The following is a 16,985-nucleotide window of genomic DNA, read 5'->3' as shown; positions in this document are numbered from 1 at the left end:
CGGCGTACCGGGGGTCACCGGTGCGGAGGCTCACTCTGCGTCGAGGATGGACTGGGCGTCGGGCCGGCGGTCTCGTCGTCCGAGCCGACTGCGGCGTACGCCACCGCGCCGAACAGCAGCAACCCGATCACCGCGGCCTTCACTGCGACCCCACGGATCAGCAGCCAAGCGCCACGACGTGCCGTCGGTACCGACTTCTTCGCGGTCTGGTAGTCGGTCCACCCGCGCCGCGCCCGGGCGTACGCCGACCCCACCGCACATCCGATGATCAGGCCCACCAGCAGGAGGACCGTGAGAAGAGGACGCTCCACCTCCGCCAGTATCCATATCGAGCGTCATATTTCCACGGTTTGATGTCGTCCGGCCGGATATCCGACACCACCGGCGGCCGGATCGACCGCCGGGGAGCCGTCCGGGCAGCTCAGCCGCCCTTCCCGATGATCGTGTCGGCGCTCTGCTGCACCTGCTCGATCGGGATGGCGAAGCCGATGCCGATCGACCCGTTGCCGTCGATGGTGGCGATCGCGGTGTTCACCCCGACCACCTCGCCACGGGCGTTGACGAGCGGCCCGCCCGAGTTGCCGGGATTGATCGACGCGTCGGTCTGCACCGCGCTGTGCCGGTTGTTGCCCAGCCGTACCTGGCGGTCAAGCGCACTGACGATGCCTGCGGTGACCGTCCCGGACAGGCCCAACGGTGAGCCCACCGCCAGCACGGGCTCACCGACCCGGGTGGCACCCGGCTTGGCAAGCGGCAACGGGGAGAGCCCGGCCGACGGCGGCACCTTCAGCACCGCCAGGTCGCTGCGCGGTTCCCGGCCGACCACCTCGGCTTCGTAGCGGCGGCCGTCGGGCAACTCGACTGTCACCGGGCCGCCGCCGCCCTTGGCCAGGATGTGGTCGTTGGTGACGAGGTGCTGCTGGTCGTCGATGGCGAACCCGGAACCGGTCGCGGACGCGCCGTTTGCACCACCGGCGAGCACCGACACCACCCCGGGCACCGTCCGCTCGGCGGCGGTGACCAGTTCCGCAGGCACCGGGGCGGCGGACGCGGCAGCCGGGCCGGGCGTACCGCTCTGGCTGGCCACCACACCGCCGGCCAGAGCGCCCGAGACTGCGGAGACCGCCACGACAGCCAACGCGGCGACCAGCCGGCCGGGACGCCACCCGCCTGGATCCCGGCCCGAGCCGGGCGCGTCCCACCACCCACGCCCGTCCGGGTCGAGTTCGGGCGAGATGAACCAGGGACCGCGCGGTTCGCCCAGTCCGGTCTGCACAGCCATGCGTACTCCTCACGGTCGGGCGTCGGCCCGGCGGATCAGGGCAGTCGGGAGAACCAGCGCATCGAGCCGGCAGCCGCGCCCATCGCGAAGATGAGTCCGAGGCCGATGAACCGGGCCGAGACGTCCTGACGTTCGGTGCGGTAGCCGACCGAGCTGCCGATGTCGTCGTAGACGGCCCGCAACTCGTCGCTGGTGCTGGCCTCGTGGAACATCCCGCCGGTCTCGTCGGCGACCGCTCGCAGCGTCTGCCCGTCGACCGGCACCTGGACGGGCCGCCCGCCCCGGTCCACGAACCCGGACGGGGTGCCGAAGGAGATCGCGTGCACCGGCACCTTCGCCGTCACCGCCTCCGCCGCCGCCTCCATCGGGTCCATGCCCGAGGTGTTCGCCCCGTCCGAGAGCAGGATGATCCGGGCCGGCGGTGGCTCCTTCGCGGCCTCGCTGTCCAGGCCCTTGACCGCACCCAGCGAGGTGTTTATGGCCTCGCCGATAGCGGTGCCCTGCACCCCGGTCACCCCCTCGGCGAGCCGGCCGATCCCCTCCTCCAGGGCCTCCCGGTCGGTGCCCGGCGGCACCAGCACGGCCGCGCTACCTGCGAAGGCGACCAGCCCCACGTTGAACTCGTCGGGCAAGCCGTCGACGAACCGCCGGGCCGCCTGCTTTGCCGCCGCCAGCCGGTCCGGCTCCACGTCGGTGGCGAGCATCGAGGTGGACACGTCCACCGCCACCATCACTGTGGCGCGCTCCCGAGGCACCCGGACCTCGGCGCTGGGCCGGGCGAACCCGACCACGAGCAGCGCCAGCATGGCCAGGAACAGCCCGGCCGGAACGTGCCGGCGCCAGGCCGGACGCTCCGGCGCGACCCTGTCGAGCAACCGCAGGTTGGTGAAGCGGACCGCGTACCGGCTGCGACCACGCTGCATCACCAGGTACGCGACGACAAGGGCGAGCACGCCGAGCAGCAGCCAGAGGCGCAGCGGCGACTCCCAGTTCACGCGGCACCTCCCCGGGCCACCCCGGCCGGCGCGGCGGCCATCCGCCGCTGGGCGTGCACGTGCCGGACGATGTCCGCACCCCAGTCCCGGTCGGTACGCAACGCCAGATGCGTTGCCGCGCCCCGGCGCAGGGCCTGACGGACCTGCTCACGCTGGGCGGCGGCGGCTTCGGCATAGCGCTCACGCAGCCGGCGGTCCGATGTGCACACCTCACGGCGGCGGCCGGTCTCCGGGTCGACGAGCGTGATGAGGCCGACGTCGGGCAACTCCAACTCACGCGGGTCGGTCACCTCGATCGCCAGCACCTGATGGCGTACGGACAGCCGGCGCAGTGTCGCCTCCCAGGGCGGCGGGTGGCCGGGGTCGTCGGGCAGTCCGTCGAGGAAGTCCGAGACCACCACCACCAGACCGCGCTGGTTGGCGACCCGGTGCAGCGCGTCGAGCCCGTCCGCCAGCTCCGGCGATCCGAGAGTCGTACCCGGCGATCCGGCCGACGGCCGGGGCGGGTCGCCGTGGCCCGGCGTACGCGGGGCGGCCAGCAGGGCGCGGAGCAGACCGAGCAGGTGGGTACGGCCGCTGCGGGCGGGAAAGCGGCGTACCCCGTCGGCGCGCAGCACCTGGGCACCGAGTCGGTTGCCGACGCCCGCGGTCAGGAAACCGACGGCGGCGACCGCGGCGACGGCCAGCTCCCGCTTGTCCAGTTCGGCCGTGCCGAACTCCATGCTCGCGGTGCCGTCGACGAGCATCCAGGTGGTCAGCTCCCGGTCGGCGTCGACCTGCCGGACGTGCGGAACGGCGGTACGGGCTGTCACCGCCCAGTCCATCCGGCGGACCTCGTCCTCCCCCGGCCGGTACTCACGGCTGCCGGCGGGTTCGCTGCCCGGCCCGGGGAGCAGGCCACGGTACTGGCCGTGCAGCAGGCCGTTGAGCCGCCGGGTGACTGTCAACTCCAGACGACGCAGTCGTTGATCTGGGCTCAGCTCGGCCAGCCCGGGTTCCGGCGGCACCGCGACCGTCGTACGGCTGGCGCGTCTCATGCCGCCGCCAGGTCCGGCGTCTGGTGTGGACGGGAGTTCGCCACCCGGGGTGGCGGCACCGCCTCCACCAGCCGTCGCACCAGGCTCTCGGCCGACACCCCGTCGGCGACCGCGTCGAAGGAGAGCACGAGCCGGTGGGCGAGGACGTCCACCGCCAACTCCCGGACGTCCTCGGGCAGCACGTACTCCCGTCCGCGCAGGAACGCCTGCGCCCGGGCTGCCGCGACCAGGCCGAGGGTGGCGCGCGGGCTGGCGCCGTACGCCAGCAGGGGCGCGATCTCCGGCAGCCCGAACCGGCCCGGGTCGCGGGTGGCGAGGATGAGTCGGACCACGTACTCGGCCAGCGCGTGGTGCACGAAGACCCGTTCGGCGCGGGCCTGGAGATCCTGCAACCGTTGCGCGTCGAGCACCTGCCGTGGGCTGGGCCGCTCAGTGCTCATCCGGTAGAGGATTGCCAGCTCGTCGGCGTCGCTGGGATAGTCGACGACCACCTTCATCAGGAACCGGTCGCGCTGCGCCTCGGGGAGTTGGTAGACCCCCTCCGACTCGATGGGGTTCTGGGTGGCCAGCACCAGGAACGGCGACGGCACCGGCCAACTGCGTCCGCCGATGGAGACCTGCCGCTCCGCCATGGCCTCCAACAGCGCCGACTGGACCTTGGCGGGGGCGCGGTTGATCTCGTCGGCCAGCACCAGGTTGGCCATGATCGGGCCCAGTTCGATGTCGAACGTCTCCTTGGAGGCCCGATAGATCCGGGTGCCGACGATGTCGGAGGGGACCAGGTCCGGCGTGAACTGGATCCGGGAGAAGGTGCCGCCGACCACTGTGGCGAGGGTCTGCGCGGCAAGTGTCTTTGCCACGCCGGGGACCCCCTCCAGGAGGCAGTGCCCGTTGGCGATCAAAGCGGTGAGCAGTCGTTCGACGAGCCGATCCTGCCCGACGATCACGCGTTTGACCTCGAAGAGGGTCTGTTCCAGCTCGACGCCGGTCGGCTCGGGTTCGACCGGGCTGGGCATGCTGGCCAGGGTGTCCGAGATGTCCGTCACGGTGCTTGCTTCCCGGGCGGAGGGGCCGGCAAACGTCGGATTGTGCGCACCGGACCGGTCCGTTGTGCACCGGATGAGGACGAGCCGCCCGGACGGGTGACAACCGGAAGAAGACGACCGCACGAGTACGTCGGCCCCGGGCGGGCAGGAGCTGGCCCGACCGTGACGAGCCGGCCCGCCCGGGCACGGCGCGGCCCCCGCACGCCAGGTGCGGGGGCCCGGACGTCGGTGGGTCAGGAGAGGTGGACGACCAGGTGGAAGCCCAGGTCGGTCGGGGTGCCCGCCGAGTTGCGGGTCTGCACGAAGACAGCGTTCGGCGTGCCGAGGCGGGGTGCGACCGCGACCTCGCCGGACGGCGGGACGCAGCAGGCGTCGGCCCGACCGATGCTGGCCACGAAGGTGCCGGCTGTGACGACCGTGCCGAACTGCACCTCGTACTGGCCGGTGCCGTACTTGATGACGGTGCCGGTGCCGCGCGCCTTGGTGCCGTTGGCGTTGACGACGACGGTGGTGGCGGAGGCGGCGAGCGTGGTCGCCTTGGCGCTCAGCGCGGCCTTGGCCTTGCGGGCGGACTCCGCCGTCACCGGCGGCTGGGCGCTCGTGCCGCGGGCGGCCGGCTGGGCGGCCTCGACCGGAGCCTTCGCCGTCGGTTGGGCGACGGCGATCCCACCTCCGGCGAGGGTGAGCCCCAGGACGGCAAATGTGATCGCCGCTGCCTTACGTCGGAAAGATGTGCTCATGACAGGTCCCCTTTGTGTGACCGTGCGTATTCGGCCGACCCGCGGGGCGGGACGGATAACTGCCGGAAATATGCGGCGCCGACGCATCAGCTTGGGCTGAAAGTCTTCGCTTTCAGCCTCCTTGAGCTGCTGTTACTACTCTGAGTTGCGTCGTTTTGACCAGTTGGAACGTAGCACCGGAAAAAGCTGAGCGTCAATAGTTGATCTCGCATTATCGGGTTGCCGACGGACCGTCGAATAATTGTGAAAGGTGAACGTGCAACCATTCACGAAATGCGCATCCGGTGCCGTTATGCTGTTCGCCATGATCGTCGACGCTGCGCCTGCGGCCACGTCCCCGCGTCGCCGCCGAACGACCTTCGTTGCGGTGCTCTGCTGGGTGGCGGTTGGGCCGACGGCCACCTGGGCTGCTCTACGGCTCGCCGGCCTGGACCGTGGGCCGCTCGTGCAGGCGTTCGCCTTCACCCCGTACGTCGCGGGATGGAGCATCATCGCCCTCGCCCTCGCCGCCGCCCTGCGGCGCTGGGGCCCGGCGGCGGTCGCGGCCCTGGCCGTGGTGGCACTGCTCGGCGCTGTCGCACCCCGCGCGCTTGCCAGTTCGCAGCCCGCGACGACAGGCCCCACCATCCGGGTGCTCACCGCCAACCTGCTCGCCGGCTCCGCCGACGCGACCACGCTCGTGGAGTTGGTCCGGCGGCACCGGGTCGACGTGCTCGCCGTGCAGGAGTTCACCCCCGACGCGCAGGCAGCCCTGGACCGGCTCGGCCTCGACCGGCTGCTCCCCCACCGGCAACTCAACCCGCACATCGGCACGCCCGGCTCCGGGCTCTACTCACGCTGGCCGCTCAGCGACGTTGGCACCAGGCACAACCGGGGCCAGGGCGGCTGGGGGTTCAGCCAGGCGTACGGCACCGTGACCGTCCCCGGGGCGCCACCGGTCCGTGTCGAGTCGGCCCACCCCTCGGCGCCGTCCGCGCTGGACCAGGTCGGCGCGTGGCGTGCCGACCTGACCACCCAACCACCGGCCACGCCAGATGGTGAGCTGCGGATCCTCGCCGGGGACTTCAACGCCACCCTCGACCATGGTCCGCTGCGGGCGCTGCTGCGCACCGGCTACGTCGACGCGGCCGACGCCACCGGCTCAGGGCTCACCGGCACGTGGGGCCCCTACGACGGCGACCTGATCCCCCCGGTCACCATCGACCATGTGCTCGTCGACAGGCGCATCGCGGTCCGCGCAGTGAAAGTGCTGCACCTACCCGACAGCGACCACCGCCCCGTCCTGGCAACCCTCCGCCTCCCCACCTCGTAACCACCCCGCGCCCTCCCACCGTGCCACCAACCGCGCCCGCGATCTTGCACTTGATGCCGCGGCATAGGGAGCGAAAGCCGCATAACGGCGACACAAAGTGCAAGATCGCGGGGGTGGGGGGGGGTGAGGGCGGGGGTGGCTAGACCGTTGCGGGGGCCAGGCCGTAGGTCAGGGCGTCTACCAGGGCGTGCCAGCTCGCCTCGACCACGTTGTTGTGTACGCCCACTGTGGTCCAGTCCCGGCCACCTTCCTCGGAGGTCTCCAGCAGCACCCGGGTGACCGCGCCGGTGCCGTGGCTGCCCTCCAGGATGCGCACCTTGTAGTCGGCCAGTTCGAAGTTGCGCAGCTGCGGATAGTGCCGGGTAAGCCCCACCCGCAGCGCCTCGTCGAGCGCGTTGACCGGGCCGTTGCCCTCGGCGGTGGCGATCACCCGCTCGCCGCGTACCCGGATCTTCACTGTCGCCTCGGACACGACGGCGCCGTCCTCGCGGTGCTCGACAAGCACCCGGTACGACTCCAGGGTGAACGGGCGGGCCGGGCCGCCCTCGGGCAGCTCGGAGCGGACGAGCAGCTCGAAGGAGGCGTCCGCGGCCTCGAAGGACCAGCCCTCGGCCTCCAGTTCCTTGACCCGCTTCGTGACCCGGGTCAGCGCTTCCGGACGGCCGGCCAGGTCCAGTCCGAGCTCACGACTCTTGAGCTCGACGCTGGCCCGGCCGGCCATCTCGGTCACCAGGATCCGCATGTCGTTGCCTACCACCGACGGGTCCACGTGGTTGTAGAGCAACGGGTCGACCTTGATCGCGCTCGCGTGCAGCCCTGCCTTGTGGGCGAAGGCGGCGGCCCCGGCGTACGCCTGGTGGGTGTCGGGGGCGATGTTTGCGATTTCGGCGATGGCGTGCGAGACCCGCACCATCTGTTCCAGGCAGCCGTCCGGTAGGACGGGCATGCCCAGCTTGAGCTGGAGGTTGGCGACGACCGCGAAGATGTCGGCGTTGCCGGGGCGCTCGCCGTACCCGTTGGCGGTGCCCTGGACGTGCCGGACACCGGCCTCGACGGCGGCGATCGTGTTGGCGACAGCGCAGGCGGTGTCGTTCTGGGCGTGCATGCCGAACAGCCCGGCGTCGACGCCGAGGCGGTCGGTCAGGTCGAGGATCGCGGCTGTCACCTGGGAGGGCAGCATGCCGCCGTTGGTGTCGCAGAGCACCATGCGCTCGGCGCCGGCGTCGAGCGCGGTCTGCACCACTGCCGTGCCGTACGCCGGGTCGTGCCGGAAGCCGTCGAAGAAGTGTTCGCCGTCGACGAAGACCCGGCGGCCCTCGCGGACGAGGTGGGTGACGGTGTCGCGGATCATCGCCAGGTTCTCCGCGCCGGTGGTACGCAGCGCCCGTTCGACGTGCCGGATGTCGGCCTTGGCGACGAGCGCGATCGCTGGCGTCTGCGCGTCCAGGAGGCCGCGTACCTGGGGATCGTCGGCGACTGCGACCCCGGCCTTGCGGGTGGCGCCGAACGCGACAAGCACGGCGTGCCGCAGCTGCAGCTCGGTGTGTGCGCGGCGGAAGAATTCGGTGTCCTTGGGTACCGCGCCCGGCCAGCCGCCCTCGATGAACCCGACGCCGAACTCGTCGAGCAGCCGGGCCACCGCCAGCTTGTCGACCACCGAGTAGGTGAGCCCTTCGCGCTGGGCGCCGTCGCGCAACGTCGTGTCGTAGACCTGGAACGTCATCAGGGTCCTTTCTCAGAGCAACAAAAAGACCTCCCGCGGATGCGGGAGGTCTGCGCGCTCGGCGGAGGGGGATGCCGGCGCGCTAGGTCGCAATAATCAGGGCGGTGCTGGTCACGTCCGCTACTCTGCCACCGCTTCCCCGTTTCTGGGAGCAACAATCCACATCCCGGGACGTGATGTGCGCCCCACGCCGTCGCCGTCGCCGTTTCCGGCCCCCGGCCGCCGGGTAGCTCGGAGGGGGACACACCACCGACGCCGAGACGATCGGCGACAGTCAGGAGTGAACGGCATGGACAGGATCGATCCGCACGCCACCCACGCCGGGCCGGACCCGCTGCGCGGCGGCGACCAGGGCACCGTTGCCGGCGGCGCACCGGCCGGCGTCTTCGACCCCTGGCGCTACCGGGACCAGGCCGGGGTGGCCGACGCCGACCTGGTCGGCTACAAGGTCGAAGCCACCGACGGCGGAATCGGCAAGATCGACAGTGCCAGCCACGAGGTGGACGGCAGCTACCTGGTGGTGGACACCGGCCCGTGGATCTTCGGCAAGACGGTGATGCTTCCCGCCGGAACGGTCAACCAGGTCGACCACGACCAGCGCACCATTTCGATCGACCGGACCCGCGACCAGATCAAGGCAGCCCCCGAGTACGACGAGACCAGCCACAGCGACCCGGCGTACCGGGATCAGCTGGGTGGCTACTACGACGAGACGTACGGCGCGCTGCCGCCCGGCACCGCACGCTGACCGATCGAGCACAACGGTCGGTGGGGTCCGACCCCACCGACCGTTACCGTGTGAGCGTGGACGCCATCGACGACAACCGAAACATTCAGCTGCCCGCCACCTTCAACTTCCGCGACGTCGGCGGCTATCACGGCCACGACGCTCGGACCGTGAGCCGGGGCCGCCTCTACCGCTCCGACTCCCTGCACCGCCTCGACGAGCAGGACCGGGACGCGTTCGCCGCCATCGGCATCCGCACCGTCATCGACCTGCGCCGACCCACAGAGGTGGAGCGCGACGGGCGGGTCCCGAGCTATCCGGGCCTGACCTACCGTCACATCCACCCCGAGCACGACGACTGGGCCGCCACGCCCCACCAGGAGGGCACCGACCTGGCCCGCTACCTCGCGGACCGGTACGCCGATCTGGCCCAGACCGGCACCGCCGGCCTGGCCGAGGCCATCGGGCTCATCGCCGACTCCGCGAACGCTCCGGTGGTGGTGCACTGCGTCGCCGGCAAGGACCGCACCGGCATCGTCTGCGCGTTGACCCTCGCCGTGCTGGGCGTCGACGACGCCGACATCGTCGCCGACTACGCGCTCAGCACCGAGGCGTCGGCCCGGTTCAGCGCCTGGCTGACGGCCACCATGCCGCACGTCACGGACGTGCCGGCGCCGTTCCTGGCCTCACCCGCCGAGGCGATGCAGACCTTCCTCGACGAACTGCGTGCGGGGTACGGCTCGGTCGAGGCGTACCTGCGCCACGCCGGAGTGACCGACGCGCAGCTCGACGCCCTGCGCGAGCATCTGCTCGACTGAGAGACGGACGGTCGGCGGCGCGGCACCTTGCGGTGTCGCGCCGCCGACCGTTTTCGCTGAGCTGCGGGTACGCGAGGTGTGTCAGAGGACCTGGCGCACCCAGCCGTGCGGGTCGGGTGCGCTGCCCCGCTGGATGTCGACGAGCTGCTGACGCAGCGCCATCGTCACCCGGCCGGGCTCGCCGCCACCGATCAGGAACTCGCCGTCGGGGAAGCGCACCCCGCCGATCGGGGTGATGACCGCGGCGGTGCCGCAGGCGAAGACCTCGCGGAGCCGGCCGCTCGCCGCGTCGGCCTGCCAGTCGGCGAACGTGACAGGCCGCTCCTCGACCCGGTGACCAGCGCCCTCGGCCAGCGTGAGGACCGCGTCGCGGGTGATGCCCGGCAGGATCGTGCCGGTCAGCGGCGGGGTGACCACCGTGTCGTCGTCGTAGACGAAGAAGACGTTCATGCCGCCCAGCTCGTCGACGAAGCGTTGCTCCACAGCGTCGAGGAAGACCACCTGGTCGCAGCCGGCCTCGATGGCCTCGGCCTGGGCGGCCAGTGATGCGGCGTAGTTGCCGCCGCACTTGGCCGCGCCGGTGCCGCCGGGCGCGGCGCGGGTGTAGTCCGGCGAGACCCAGACGGTGACCGGCTTGACCCCGCCGCTGAAGTACGCCCCGACCGGTGAGGCGATCACCATGTAGAGGTATTCGTTCGACGGGCGGACGCCGAGGAAGACCTCGCTGGCGAACATGAACGGCCGCAGGTAGAGGCTGCCGTCCTCGCCGGTCGGGATCCACTCCCTGTCGATCTCGATGAGCTTGTGCAGCGAGTCGACGAAGACCTCGGGTGGCAGCACCGGCATCGCCATCCGCTGCGCCGAGCTGGCGAAGCGGGCGGCGTTGGCGTCCGGCCGGAACATGGTCACGCCACCGTCGGCCGTCCGGTACGCCTTGAGACCTTCGAAGATCTCCTGCGCGTAGTGCAGCACGGCGCTGGCCGGGTCCATCGGGATCGGTGCGCGCGCCTCCACCCGGGCGTCGTACCAACCCTTGCCCTCGGCGTAGCGGATGGTGACCATGTGGTCGGTGAACACCCGGCCGAAGCCGGGGTTGGCCAGCAGGGCGGCCCGGTCGGCGGCGGATACCGGCGCGGGATTCGGACGGATCTCGAAGTCGAGCATGTCACCACCGCTCATCGCGCTGACCTCCCTGCGGGACAACGGCATGCGGGATCGCACGCCGACATGGCTGTGCCGAAAACTTACCCCGAACGGTCGTTCAGCGGAAAGCGCCGCTCGGGGCGGGCTGAGTGCCCGGACAGGCGGATACCGCCCCGGCGCTTTGAGAGGCCGGGGCGGTCAGGCTACGGCGTGGGCGGCGAGACGGTCGCCGACCTCGGCGGTACGCAGCGTGACGCCTGGGGTGCGGCCGGAGAGCTCGGCGGCGACCGCCGCGTTGACCCGGGCCGCCGCGTCGGCGTGCCCGAGCTGCTCCAGCAGCAACGCGGCGGAGAGCACCGCGGCGACCGGGTCCGCGACGCCCTGCCCGGCGATGTCCGGGGCGGAGCCGTGCACCGGCTCGAACATCGAGGGGTACGTGCCCTCGGGGTTGATGCAGCCGCTGGCGGCCAGACCGATGCCACCGGTGACCGCTGCGGCGATGTCGGTGAGGATGTCGCCGAACAGGTTGTCGGTGACCACCACGTCGTAGCGCTGCGGCTGGGTGACCAGGAACATCGCGGCCGCGTCGACGTGCTGGTATTCGGTCTCGATGTCCGGGTGCTCGGCGGCGACGGCCTCGAAGGTGCGCGCCCACAGCGACCCGGCGTGGGTCAGCACGTTGGTCTTGTGCACGAGCGTGACCTTGCGGCGTTCCCGACGGCCGGCCCGCACGAACGCGTCACGGATGACCCGCTCCACGCCGTGCCGGGTGTTGAGGCTCTCCTCCGTGGCGACCTCGGCGGGGGTGTCGCGGTGCAGCGATCCGCCGGCGCCGGCGTAGAGACCCTCGGTGCCCTCGCGCACGACCACCAGGTCGACCTCGCCGGGCTTCACGTTGCCGAGGGGGCCTGCGACACCGGGCCAGAGCCGGGACGGGCGCAGGTTGACGTACTGGTCGAAGGCGAACCGGAGCTTGAGCAGCAGCCCCCGCTCCAGGACACCGGGCGGGACCGTGGGGTCGCCCACCGCGCCGAGCAGGATCGCGTCGTGCCCGGCCAGCTCGGCCAGCACCGAGTCGGGCAGCACCTCTCCGGTACGGTGCCAGCGGGCGGCACCGAGGTCGTACTCGGTGGCCTCGACACCGCCGGGCAGCACCGCGTCGAGGACCTTGCGGGCCTGCGTGACCACCTCGGGCCCGATGCCGTCCCCAGCCACCACCGCGATCCGCGCCACGACCGCACTCCCTACGTCGACTGCCCTGTCCGGGCAACGGTACGACCTTGTCCCGATTCCCGGTACGAAGCTTCCACGATATGGGATTTCCGATCCACAGCATCCTCTCAGCCGGGATCCATGTGGTGGTCATCTCCGCTGCCTAGGGTCGATGTCGACGGGTCAAAGGGCCCGGGAACGGCGATTCGCCACGACGCGACGCCAACTGCGAGGGGGCTGATGCCATGCTCATCGACGAGCAGCCGCGGACCCGCTGGCCGGACACGTCCGCGTTCCGCAACCGCCGGCCCGACCTGCGCCTGGGCAACCGCCGGCACCAGGTCGACCCGGCCAGCGCCACGCAGGGCCGGATCGCCCTGCAACACACGGTGCGCACCGCGACCGCTGAGTACACGCTGCTGCTCAACGCGCCCGAGTGGCTCGGCCGTCGAGGCGTCGGGGAAGCGCTGCGGGACAGCGTCGCGGAGCTACGCGCCATCGACCTGACCTACGGCCCGAACCGTCCGGAGAGCCTGGTCTCCAAGCTTCGCCGCGGAGAGATCAGCCCCGAGTCGTACCCCCCTCTGGCCGACCTGGTGGACCGCTGCGCGGCGATGCGCGCCGCCACCGACGGATGGTTCGACGCCTGGGCGGTGCCCGGCGGCTTCGACCCGGGCGGACTGCTCGGGGGCTGGGCCGTGGAACGCGCAGCCGCCCGGCTGCGGGCTGCCGGCGTGCACGACTACGCGGTGCTCACCGGCGCCGACCTCGTGGTGCGGGGCCGCGCGCCGCACGGCGGCCCGTGGCGGGTGGCGGTGCACCACCCGACGGCACCCGACCACGCGCCGCTGGTGCTGGAGATGACAGACGGCGCCGTCGGCACCTCCGGGGTGACCGGCCGGCAGGGGCACGTGGTGGACCCGCACACCGGCGAACCGGCCACCCAGCTCGCTGCCGCCACTGTCGTCGGCCCGGACCTGGCGGTCGCCGACGCCTACGCCACAGCGCTCTACGCCGCAGGCCCCACCGGCCTGGCGTGGTTCCGCGGTAACTCCGACTATCGCGCGCTCTTCGCCCACCGGCACTGAAGGCTCGCTCACCGGCTTTGAAACACGCCGCACGAGCCCCGCCTCCCCGCGGTGCTCCCCGCCCGATTCGCTCCTCGGCCGCCTGAGCGCGGCGGCCGGTCGGGCTGCGATCGGCCCCCACCGCCTCGGCAACGGCTGTGGGGGCCGGTCAGCGACGAGTGCGCGTGGCTCGCGCAATCGAGGGGTGCGGACCGGACGGGCCGGACGTCGACCGCGCCACCCGAAGACGGGCCGGCGCCGCGAACTCGGCCAGTGACCGCAGTCGTACGCTAGCGAATCGACGCAACTCGAGGCAAGAGTCTCCACAGCGGACCGTCGTGGGCAATGAGTCCCGGGTCGGACGATCCGGCTGCGGCGAGGCAGTTTCGACATGGTGAACGACGGATGGCACGCTGTCCGCCGTGAGTTTCGATCTGAGTGTGTGGGCCCTGGAGGACGGGGCGACGCCCGAGGACGTGCGGGCAGCGGTCGACGGTTGCCGGCAGGGGCGGCACGTGGACCGTTACCCGGACCCGCGGGTTGTCGCCTTCTACCGGGCGATCACCGCCTCCTATCCGGACCGTCACCCCGGCCCGGACAGTCCGTGGGCCGTCGCGCCCCTGCACGCCGCCCACGACCATGTCGAGCTGAACCTGCACCCGACCTGCGCGGACCAGGTGCTGCTGGACATCGAGCGACTGGCCGGCGCGCACGGGCTGATGCTCTTCGACCCGCAGGACGGCTCGGTCTACCCGCCGCCGACGCGGGTCACCAACTGACCGACCGGGGACGGCCCGCAACCCTCCCCCGCGGGGTACGACGAAGGGGCCCGGCATGCCGCCGGGCCCCCCGTGGTGTTGCCGTCGACTACTCGTCGCGCAGGTCCGCCGCGCTGGCAGACGTCGCGCCGATCGAGTCCGCCGCGGAGGTGAGCAGGTCGGCGCCGAGCGCCTGGTCGACGGTAAGCGTCATCAGCGTCTCGCCGCCCGCCTCGCGCCGGGCGACCTGCATCGCGGCGATGTTGATGCCCGACTCGCCGAGCAGGGTGCCGACGGTGCCGACGACACCCGGCCGGTCGGCGTAGCGCAGGAAGAGCAGGATGCCCTCGGCGCCGATCTCCACGTCGAAGCCGTCCACCTCGGTCAGCTTGATGATGTCCCGGGCGCCCGAGTGGGTCACCGTCCCGGAGACGCTCACCGTCCGGCCGTCCGGCAGCGCGCCGCGTACGGTGACCAGGGTGGGCTGCTCGGCGGTCTCGGCGAGGCTCGCGAGGGTGACCTCGACGCCGCGCTCGGCGGCCAGGTGCGGTGCGTTGACGTAGGTGACCTGCTCCTCGACCACGGAGCTGAACAGACCCTTCGTCGCGGCCAGCTTGAGCACCGACACGTCGTGGCCGACGATCTCGCCACGGACCTCGACGGTGACGCTCGCGGCGACCCCACCGGCGACAGCGGTGAACGCCCGGCCCAGCTTCTCGGCCAGCGGCAGCAGCGGCCGTACGTCCTGGGCGACCACGCCACCGGCCTGCACGTTCACGGCGTCCGGCACGAACTCGCCCTGCAACGCCAGCTTGACGCTCTTGGCCACGGCCAGGCCGGCCTTGTCCTGAGCCTCGTGGGTGGAGGCACCCAGGTGCGGGGTGGCCACCACGTTGTCGAACGCGAACAGCGGCGACGAGGTGCACGGCTCCTTGGCGTACACGTCCACACCGGCGCCGGCGACCCGGCCCTCGGCGATGGCGTCCGCGAGCGCCTGCTCGTCGACAAGACCACCACGGGCGGCGTTCACGATGCGCACGCCCGGCTTGACGATCGCCAGTTCCTTCTCACCGATGAGCCCCATCGTCTCCGGGGTCTTCGGCAGGTGGATGGAGATGAAGTCGCTCTCGCGCAGCAGCTCCTCGAGCCCGACCAGGCGTACGCCGAGCTGGGCCGCGCGGGCCGGCTGGATGTAGGGGTCGTACGCGATCAGCCGGGTGCCGAAGGCGGCGATGCGGGAGGCGAAGAGAACCCCGATCCGGCCAAGCCCGACCACGCCGACGGTCTTGCCCTGCACCTCGACGCCCGTGTACTTGGACCGCTTCCACTCCCCCGCCTTGAGCGCCGCGCTGGCGCTCGCGGTGTTGCGGGCCACTGCCAGCAGCAGCGCGACGGCCTGCTCGGCGGCGGAGACGATGTTCGAGGTGGGAGCGTTGACGACCATCACGCCCCGGGCGGTGGCCGCCGGCACCTCGACGTTGTCCAGGCCGATACCCGCCCGCGCGACCACCTTGAGTCGCGGCGCGGCGGCGATCGCCTCGGCGTCGATCTGGGTCGCGCTGCGCACGATGACGGCGTCGGCCTCGGAGAGCGCCGAGAGCAGGGCCGGACGGTCGGTGCCGTCGACGTGCCGGACGTCGAAGTCGTGGGCGAGCACCTCGATGGCGGCGGGGGCGAGTTCTTCGGCGATCAGTACGACAGGATTCATCGGTCCTCGTAGAGGTCGTGTATGCGATCGGCCCGGGCCGACAGGGCGCCGCACTGCGTCCTGCGCTGATCCCGTGCCGTGGCCGTCAGGTGCCGGCTGCGCGCACCTACCGCGATCGTAGGGCCCCGTTGGCCGGCATGTTCCGGTCTGCGAGGTGAGTGCCCTCACACGCGCGGTCCGGCGTTGGACATGGCCCGTTCACCTGGCCGACATCGTTGTTGCGGCTCGTCACGGCACCGCCGAGGCGTTCGTCACCTGATCCCAGAAGGTGAGCGCCCAGGGTCAGGTGGTGGTCCCGCGTACGGCCGATGGCCGGTGACCCGCGCTGGGGAGAGCGCGGGTCACCGGCCATCGGTGGATCATCCGCCGTTGGTGACGGCTGGACCGGTGCTACGAAACCGTCAGGCGGTCTCGGTGATCGGGCGGTCGACCCAGCTCATCATGCCGCGCAGCTTCGCGCCGGTCTCCTCGATCGGGTGCGCCGCGCCCTCGTTCTGCCACTTGGTGAAGTTGGGCCGGCCCGCCTCGTCCTCGGCGACCCACTCGCGGGCGAACTCGCCGGACTGGATCTCGCCCAGGATCTTGCGCATCTCGTCCTTGACACGGGAGTCGATGACGCGCGGGCCCCGGGAGAGGTCGCCGTACTCGGCGGTGTCGGAGATGCTGTACCGCATCTTCGCGATGCCACCCTCGTACATGAGGTCGACGATCAGCTTCAGCTCGTGCAGGCACTCGAAGTAGGCCACCTCGGGGGCGTAGCCGGCCTCGGTGAGCACCTCGAAACCGGTCTGCACCAGCGCCGCGGCACCGCCGCAGAGCACCGCCTGCTCACCGAAGAGGTCGGTCTCGGTCTCCTCGGTGAACGTGGTCTTGATCGCACCGGCGCGGGTGCCACCGATCCCCTTGGCGTACGCGAGGGCGAGCGCGAGCGCGTTGCCGCTTGCGTCCTGCTCGACGGCGACCAGGCAGGGCACGCCCTTGCCGTCGGTGTACTGGCGGCGGACCAGGTGGCCGGGGCCCTTCGGAGCGACCATGGCGACGTCCACCTCGGCCGGGGGCTTGATGAGCCCGTACCGGATGTTGAAGCCGTGGCCGAAGAAGAGGGCCTTGCCCGGGGCGAGGTGCGGGGCGATCGACTCGGTGTAGAGGGAGCGCTGGGCGGTGTCCGGCGCGAGCACCATGATCACGTCAGCCTCGGCGGCGGCCTGTGCCGGCGTGAGCACCCGCAGGCCCTGCTCCTCGGCCTTGGGACGGCTCTTGGAGCCCTCCGGCAGACCGATCACCACGTCGACGCCGGAGTCACGCAGCGACAGCGCGTGGGCGTGGCCCTGGCTGCCGTAGCCGATCACCGCGACCTTCTTGCCCTGGATCAGGCCGAGGTCGGCATCGTCGTCGTAGTAAACCTCAACGCTCATGA

General features: G+C 71.6%; 16 protein-coding genes. 5 read left to right on the top strand and 11 right to left on the bottom strand.

The annotated features are described in order from the left end of the window. Positions 1–14 precede the first annotated feature (14 nt). From ADK66_RS03335 to ADK66_RS03310, 6 genes are all read right to left on the bottom strand, one after another. Positions 15–311, bottom strand: a complete 297-nt coding sequence (locus tag ADK66_RS03335) for a hypothetical protein (protein WP_053652400.1) — start codon at positions 309–311, stop codon at positions 15–17. 110 nt (positions 312–421) lie between these two features. Next, positions 422–1,282, bottom strand: coding sequence for a S1C family serine protease (locus tag ADK66_RS03330; RefSeq protein ID WP_053652399.1), 861 nt, complete (start codon positions 1,280–1,282; stop codon positions 422–424). Between the two features lie 35 nt (positions 1,283–1,317). After that, positions 1,318–2,277: a VWA domain-containing protein gene (locus ADK66_RS03325; protein ID WP_053652398.1), complete on the bottom strand. Its 960-nt coding sequence runs from the start codon at positions 2,275–2,277 to the stop codon at positions 1,318–1,320. Next, the gene (locus ADK66_RS03320) at positions 2,274–3,284 is read right to left on the bottom strand and encodes a DUF58 domain-containing protein (protein WP_197281404.1); all 1,011 of its coding nucleotides are present in this window, start codon (positions 3,282–3,284) and stop codon (positions 2,274–2,276) included. Before ADK66_RS03320 ends, ADK66_RS03325 begins: the two co-directional genes overlap by 4 nt. Positions 3,285–3,310: 26 nt before the next feature. Continuing rightward, positions 3,311–4,360, bottom strand: a complete 1,050-nt coding sequence (locus ADK66_RS03315; RefSeq protein WP_053652396.1) for a MoxR family ATPase — start codon at positions 4,358–4,360, stop codon at positions 3,311–3,313. A 233-nt stretch (positions 4,361–4,593) separates the two neighbouring features. Next, a complete protein-coding gene (locus ADK66_RS03310; protein ID WP_053652395.1) occupies positions 4,594–5,100 on the bottom strand; it encodes a hypothetical protein in 507 nt (168 codons plus the stop codon). A 367-nt stretch (positions 5,101–5,467) separates the two neighbouring features. Between ADK66_RS03310 and ADK66_RS03305 the strand changes: the two genes are divergently transcribed. Continuing rightward, positions 5,468–6,412 (top strand): endonuclease/exonuclease/phosphatase family protein, encoded by a 945-nt coding sequence (locus tag ADK66_RS03305; RefSeq protein WP_053652525.1) that lies wholly within the window; start codon positions 5,468–5,470, stop codon positions 6,410–6,412. A gap of 139 nt (positions 6,413–6,551) precedes the next feature. Here the strand turns inward: ADK66_RS03305 and cimA are convergent, their stop codons facing one another. Next, complete coding sequence (cimA, locus tag ADK66_RS03300) at positions 6,552–8,135, bottom strand: citramalate synthase (RefSeq protein ID WP_053652394.1); 1,584 nt, start codon at positions 8,133–8,135, stop codon at positions 6,552–6,554. Between the two features lie 289 nt (positions 8,136–8,424). Here cimA and ADK66_RS03295 point away from each other — a divergent pair, with 289 nt between their 5' ends. Further along, positions 8,425–8,883 carry a hypothetical protein gene (locus ADK66_RS03295; RefSeq protein ID WP_053652524.1) on the top strand — a complete coding sequence of 153 codons (459 nt, stop codon included), beginning with the start codon at positions 8,425–8,427 and terminating at the stop codon, positions 8,881–8,883. A 56-nt stretch (positions 8,884–8,939) separates the two neighbouring features. Further along, on the top strand, positions 8,940–9,680 hold the full coding sequence (locus tag ADK66_RS03290; protein WP_053652523.1) for a tyrosine-protein phosphatase: 741 nt from the start codon (positions 8,940–8,942) through the stop codon (positions 9,678–9,680). A gap of 81 nt (positions 9,681–9,761) precedes the next feature. Here the strand turns inward: ADK66_RS03290 and ADK66_RS03285 are convergent, their stop codons facing one another. Together ADK66_RS03285 and ADK66_RS03280 are read right to left on the bottom strand one after the other, a co-directional pair. Beyond that, a complete protein-coding gene (locus ADK66_RS03285; protein WP_053652393.1) occupies positions 9,762–10,859 on the bottom strand; it encodes a branched-chain amino acid aminotransferase in 1,098 nt (365 codons plus the stop codon). A 162-nt stretch (positions 10,860–11,021) separates the two neighbouring features. After that, positions 11,022–12,056: a 3-isopropylmalate dehydrogenase gene (locus ADK66_RS03280; RefSeq protein WP_053652392.1), complete on the bottom strand. Its 1,035-nt coding sequence runs from the start codon at positions 12,054–12,056 to the stop codon at positions 11,022–11,024. A gap of 224 nt (positions 12,057–12,280) precedes the next feature. Between ADK66_RS03280 and ADK66_RS03275 the strand changes: the two genes are divergently transcribed. Both ADK66_RS03275 and ADK66_RS03270 read left to right on the top strand, forming a co-directional pair. Then, positions 12,281–13,123, top strand: a complete 843-nt coding sequence (locus tag ADK66_RS03275; protein ID WP_053652391.1) for an FAD:protein FMN transferase — start codon at positions 12,281–12,283, stop codon at positions 13,121–13,123. A 401-nt stretch (positions 13,124–13,524) separates the two neighbouring features. Next, positions 13,525–13,881, top strand: coding sequence for a hypothetical protein (locus ADK66_RS03270; RefSeq protein ID WP_053652390.1), 357 nt, complete (start codon positions 13,525–13,527; stop codon positions 13,879–13,881). An 88-nt stretch (positions 13,882–13,969) separates the two neighbouring features. On the opposite strand, the gene serA is transcribed toward ADK66_RS03270, so the two are convergent. Together serA and ilvC are read right to left on the bottom strand one after the other, a co-directional pair. Then, complete coding sequence (gene serA / locus ADK66_RS03265) at positions 13,970–15,568, bottom strand: phosphoglycerate dehydrogenase (protein WP_053652389.1); 1,599 nt, start codon at positions 15,566–15,568, stop codon at positions 13,970–13,972. A 401-nt stretch (positions 15,569–15,969) separates the two neighbouring features. After that, positions 15,970–16,983, bottom strand: a complete 1,014-nt coding sequence (gene ilvC, locus ADK66_RS03260) for a ketol-acid reductoisomerase (protein ID WP_053652388.1) — start codon at positions 16,981–16,983, stop codon at positions 15,970–15,972. Positions 16,984–16,985: the final 2 nt, after the last annotated feature.

This window comes from Micromonospora sp. NRRL B-16802, from assembly GCF_001279555.1.
Classification (GTDB): Bacteria; Actinomycetota; Actinomycetes; order Mycobacteriales; family Micromonosporaceae; genus Micromonospora; species Micromonospora profundi.
Note: the sequence above shows the minus strand (reverse complement) of the source record. Positions and strands in the feature narration are given on the sequence as shown.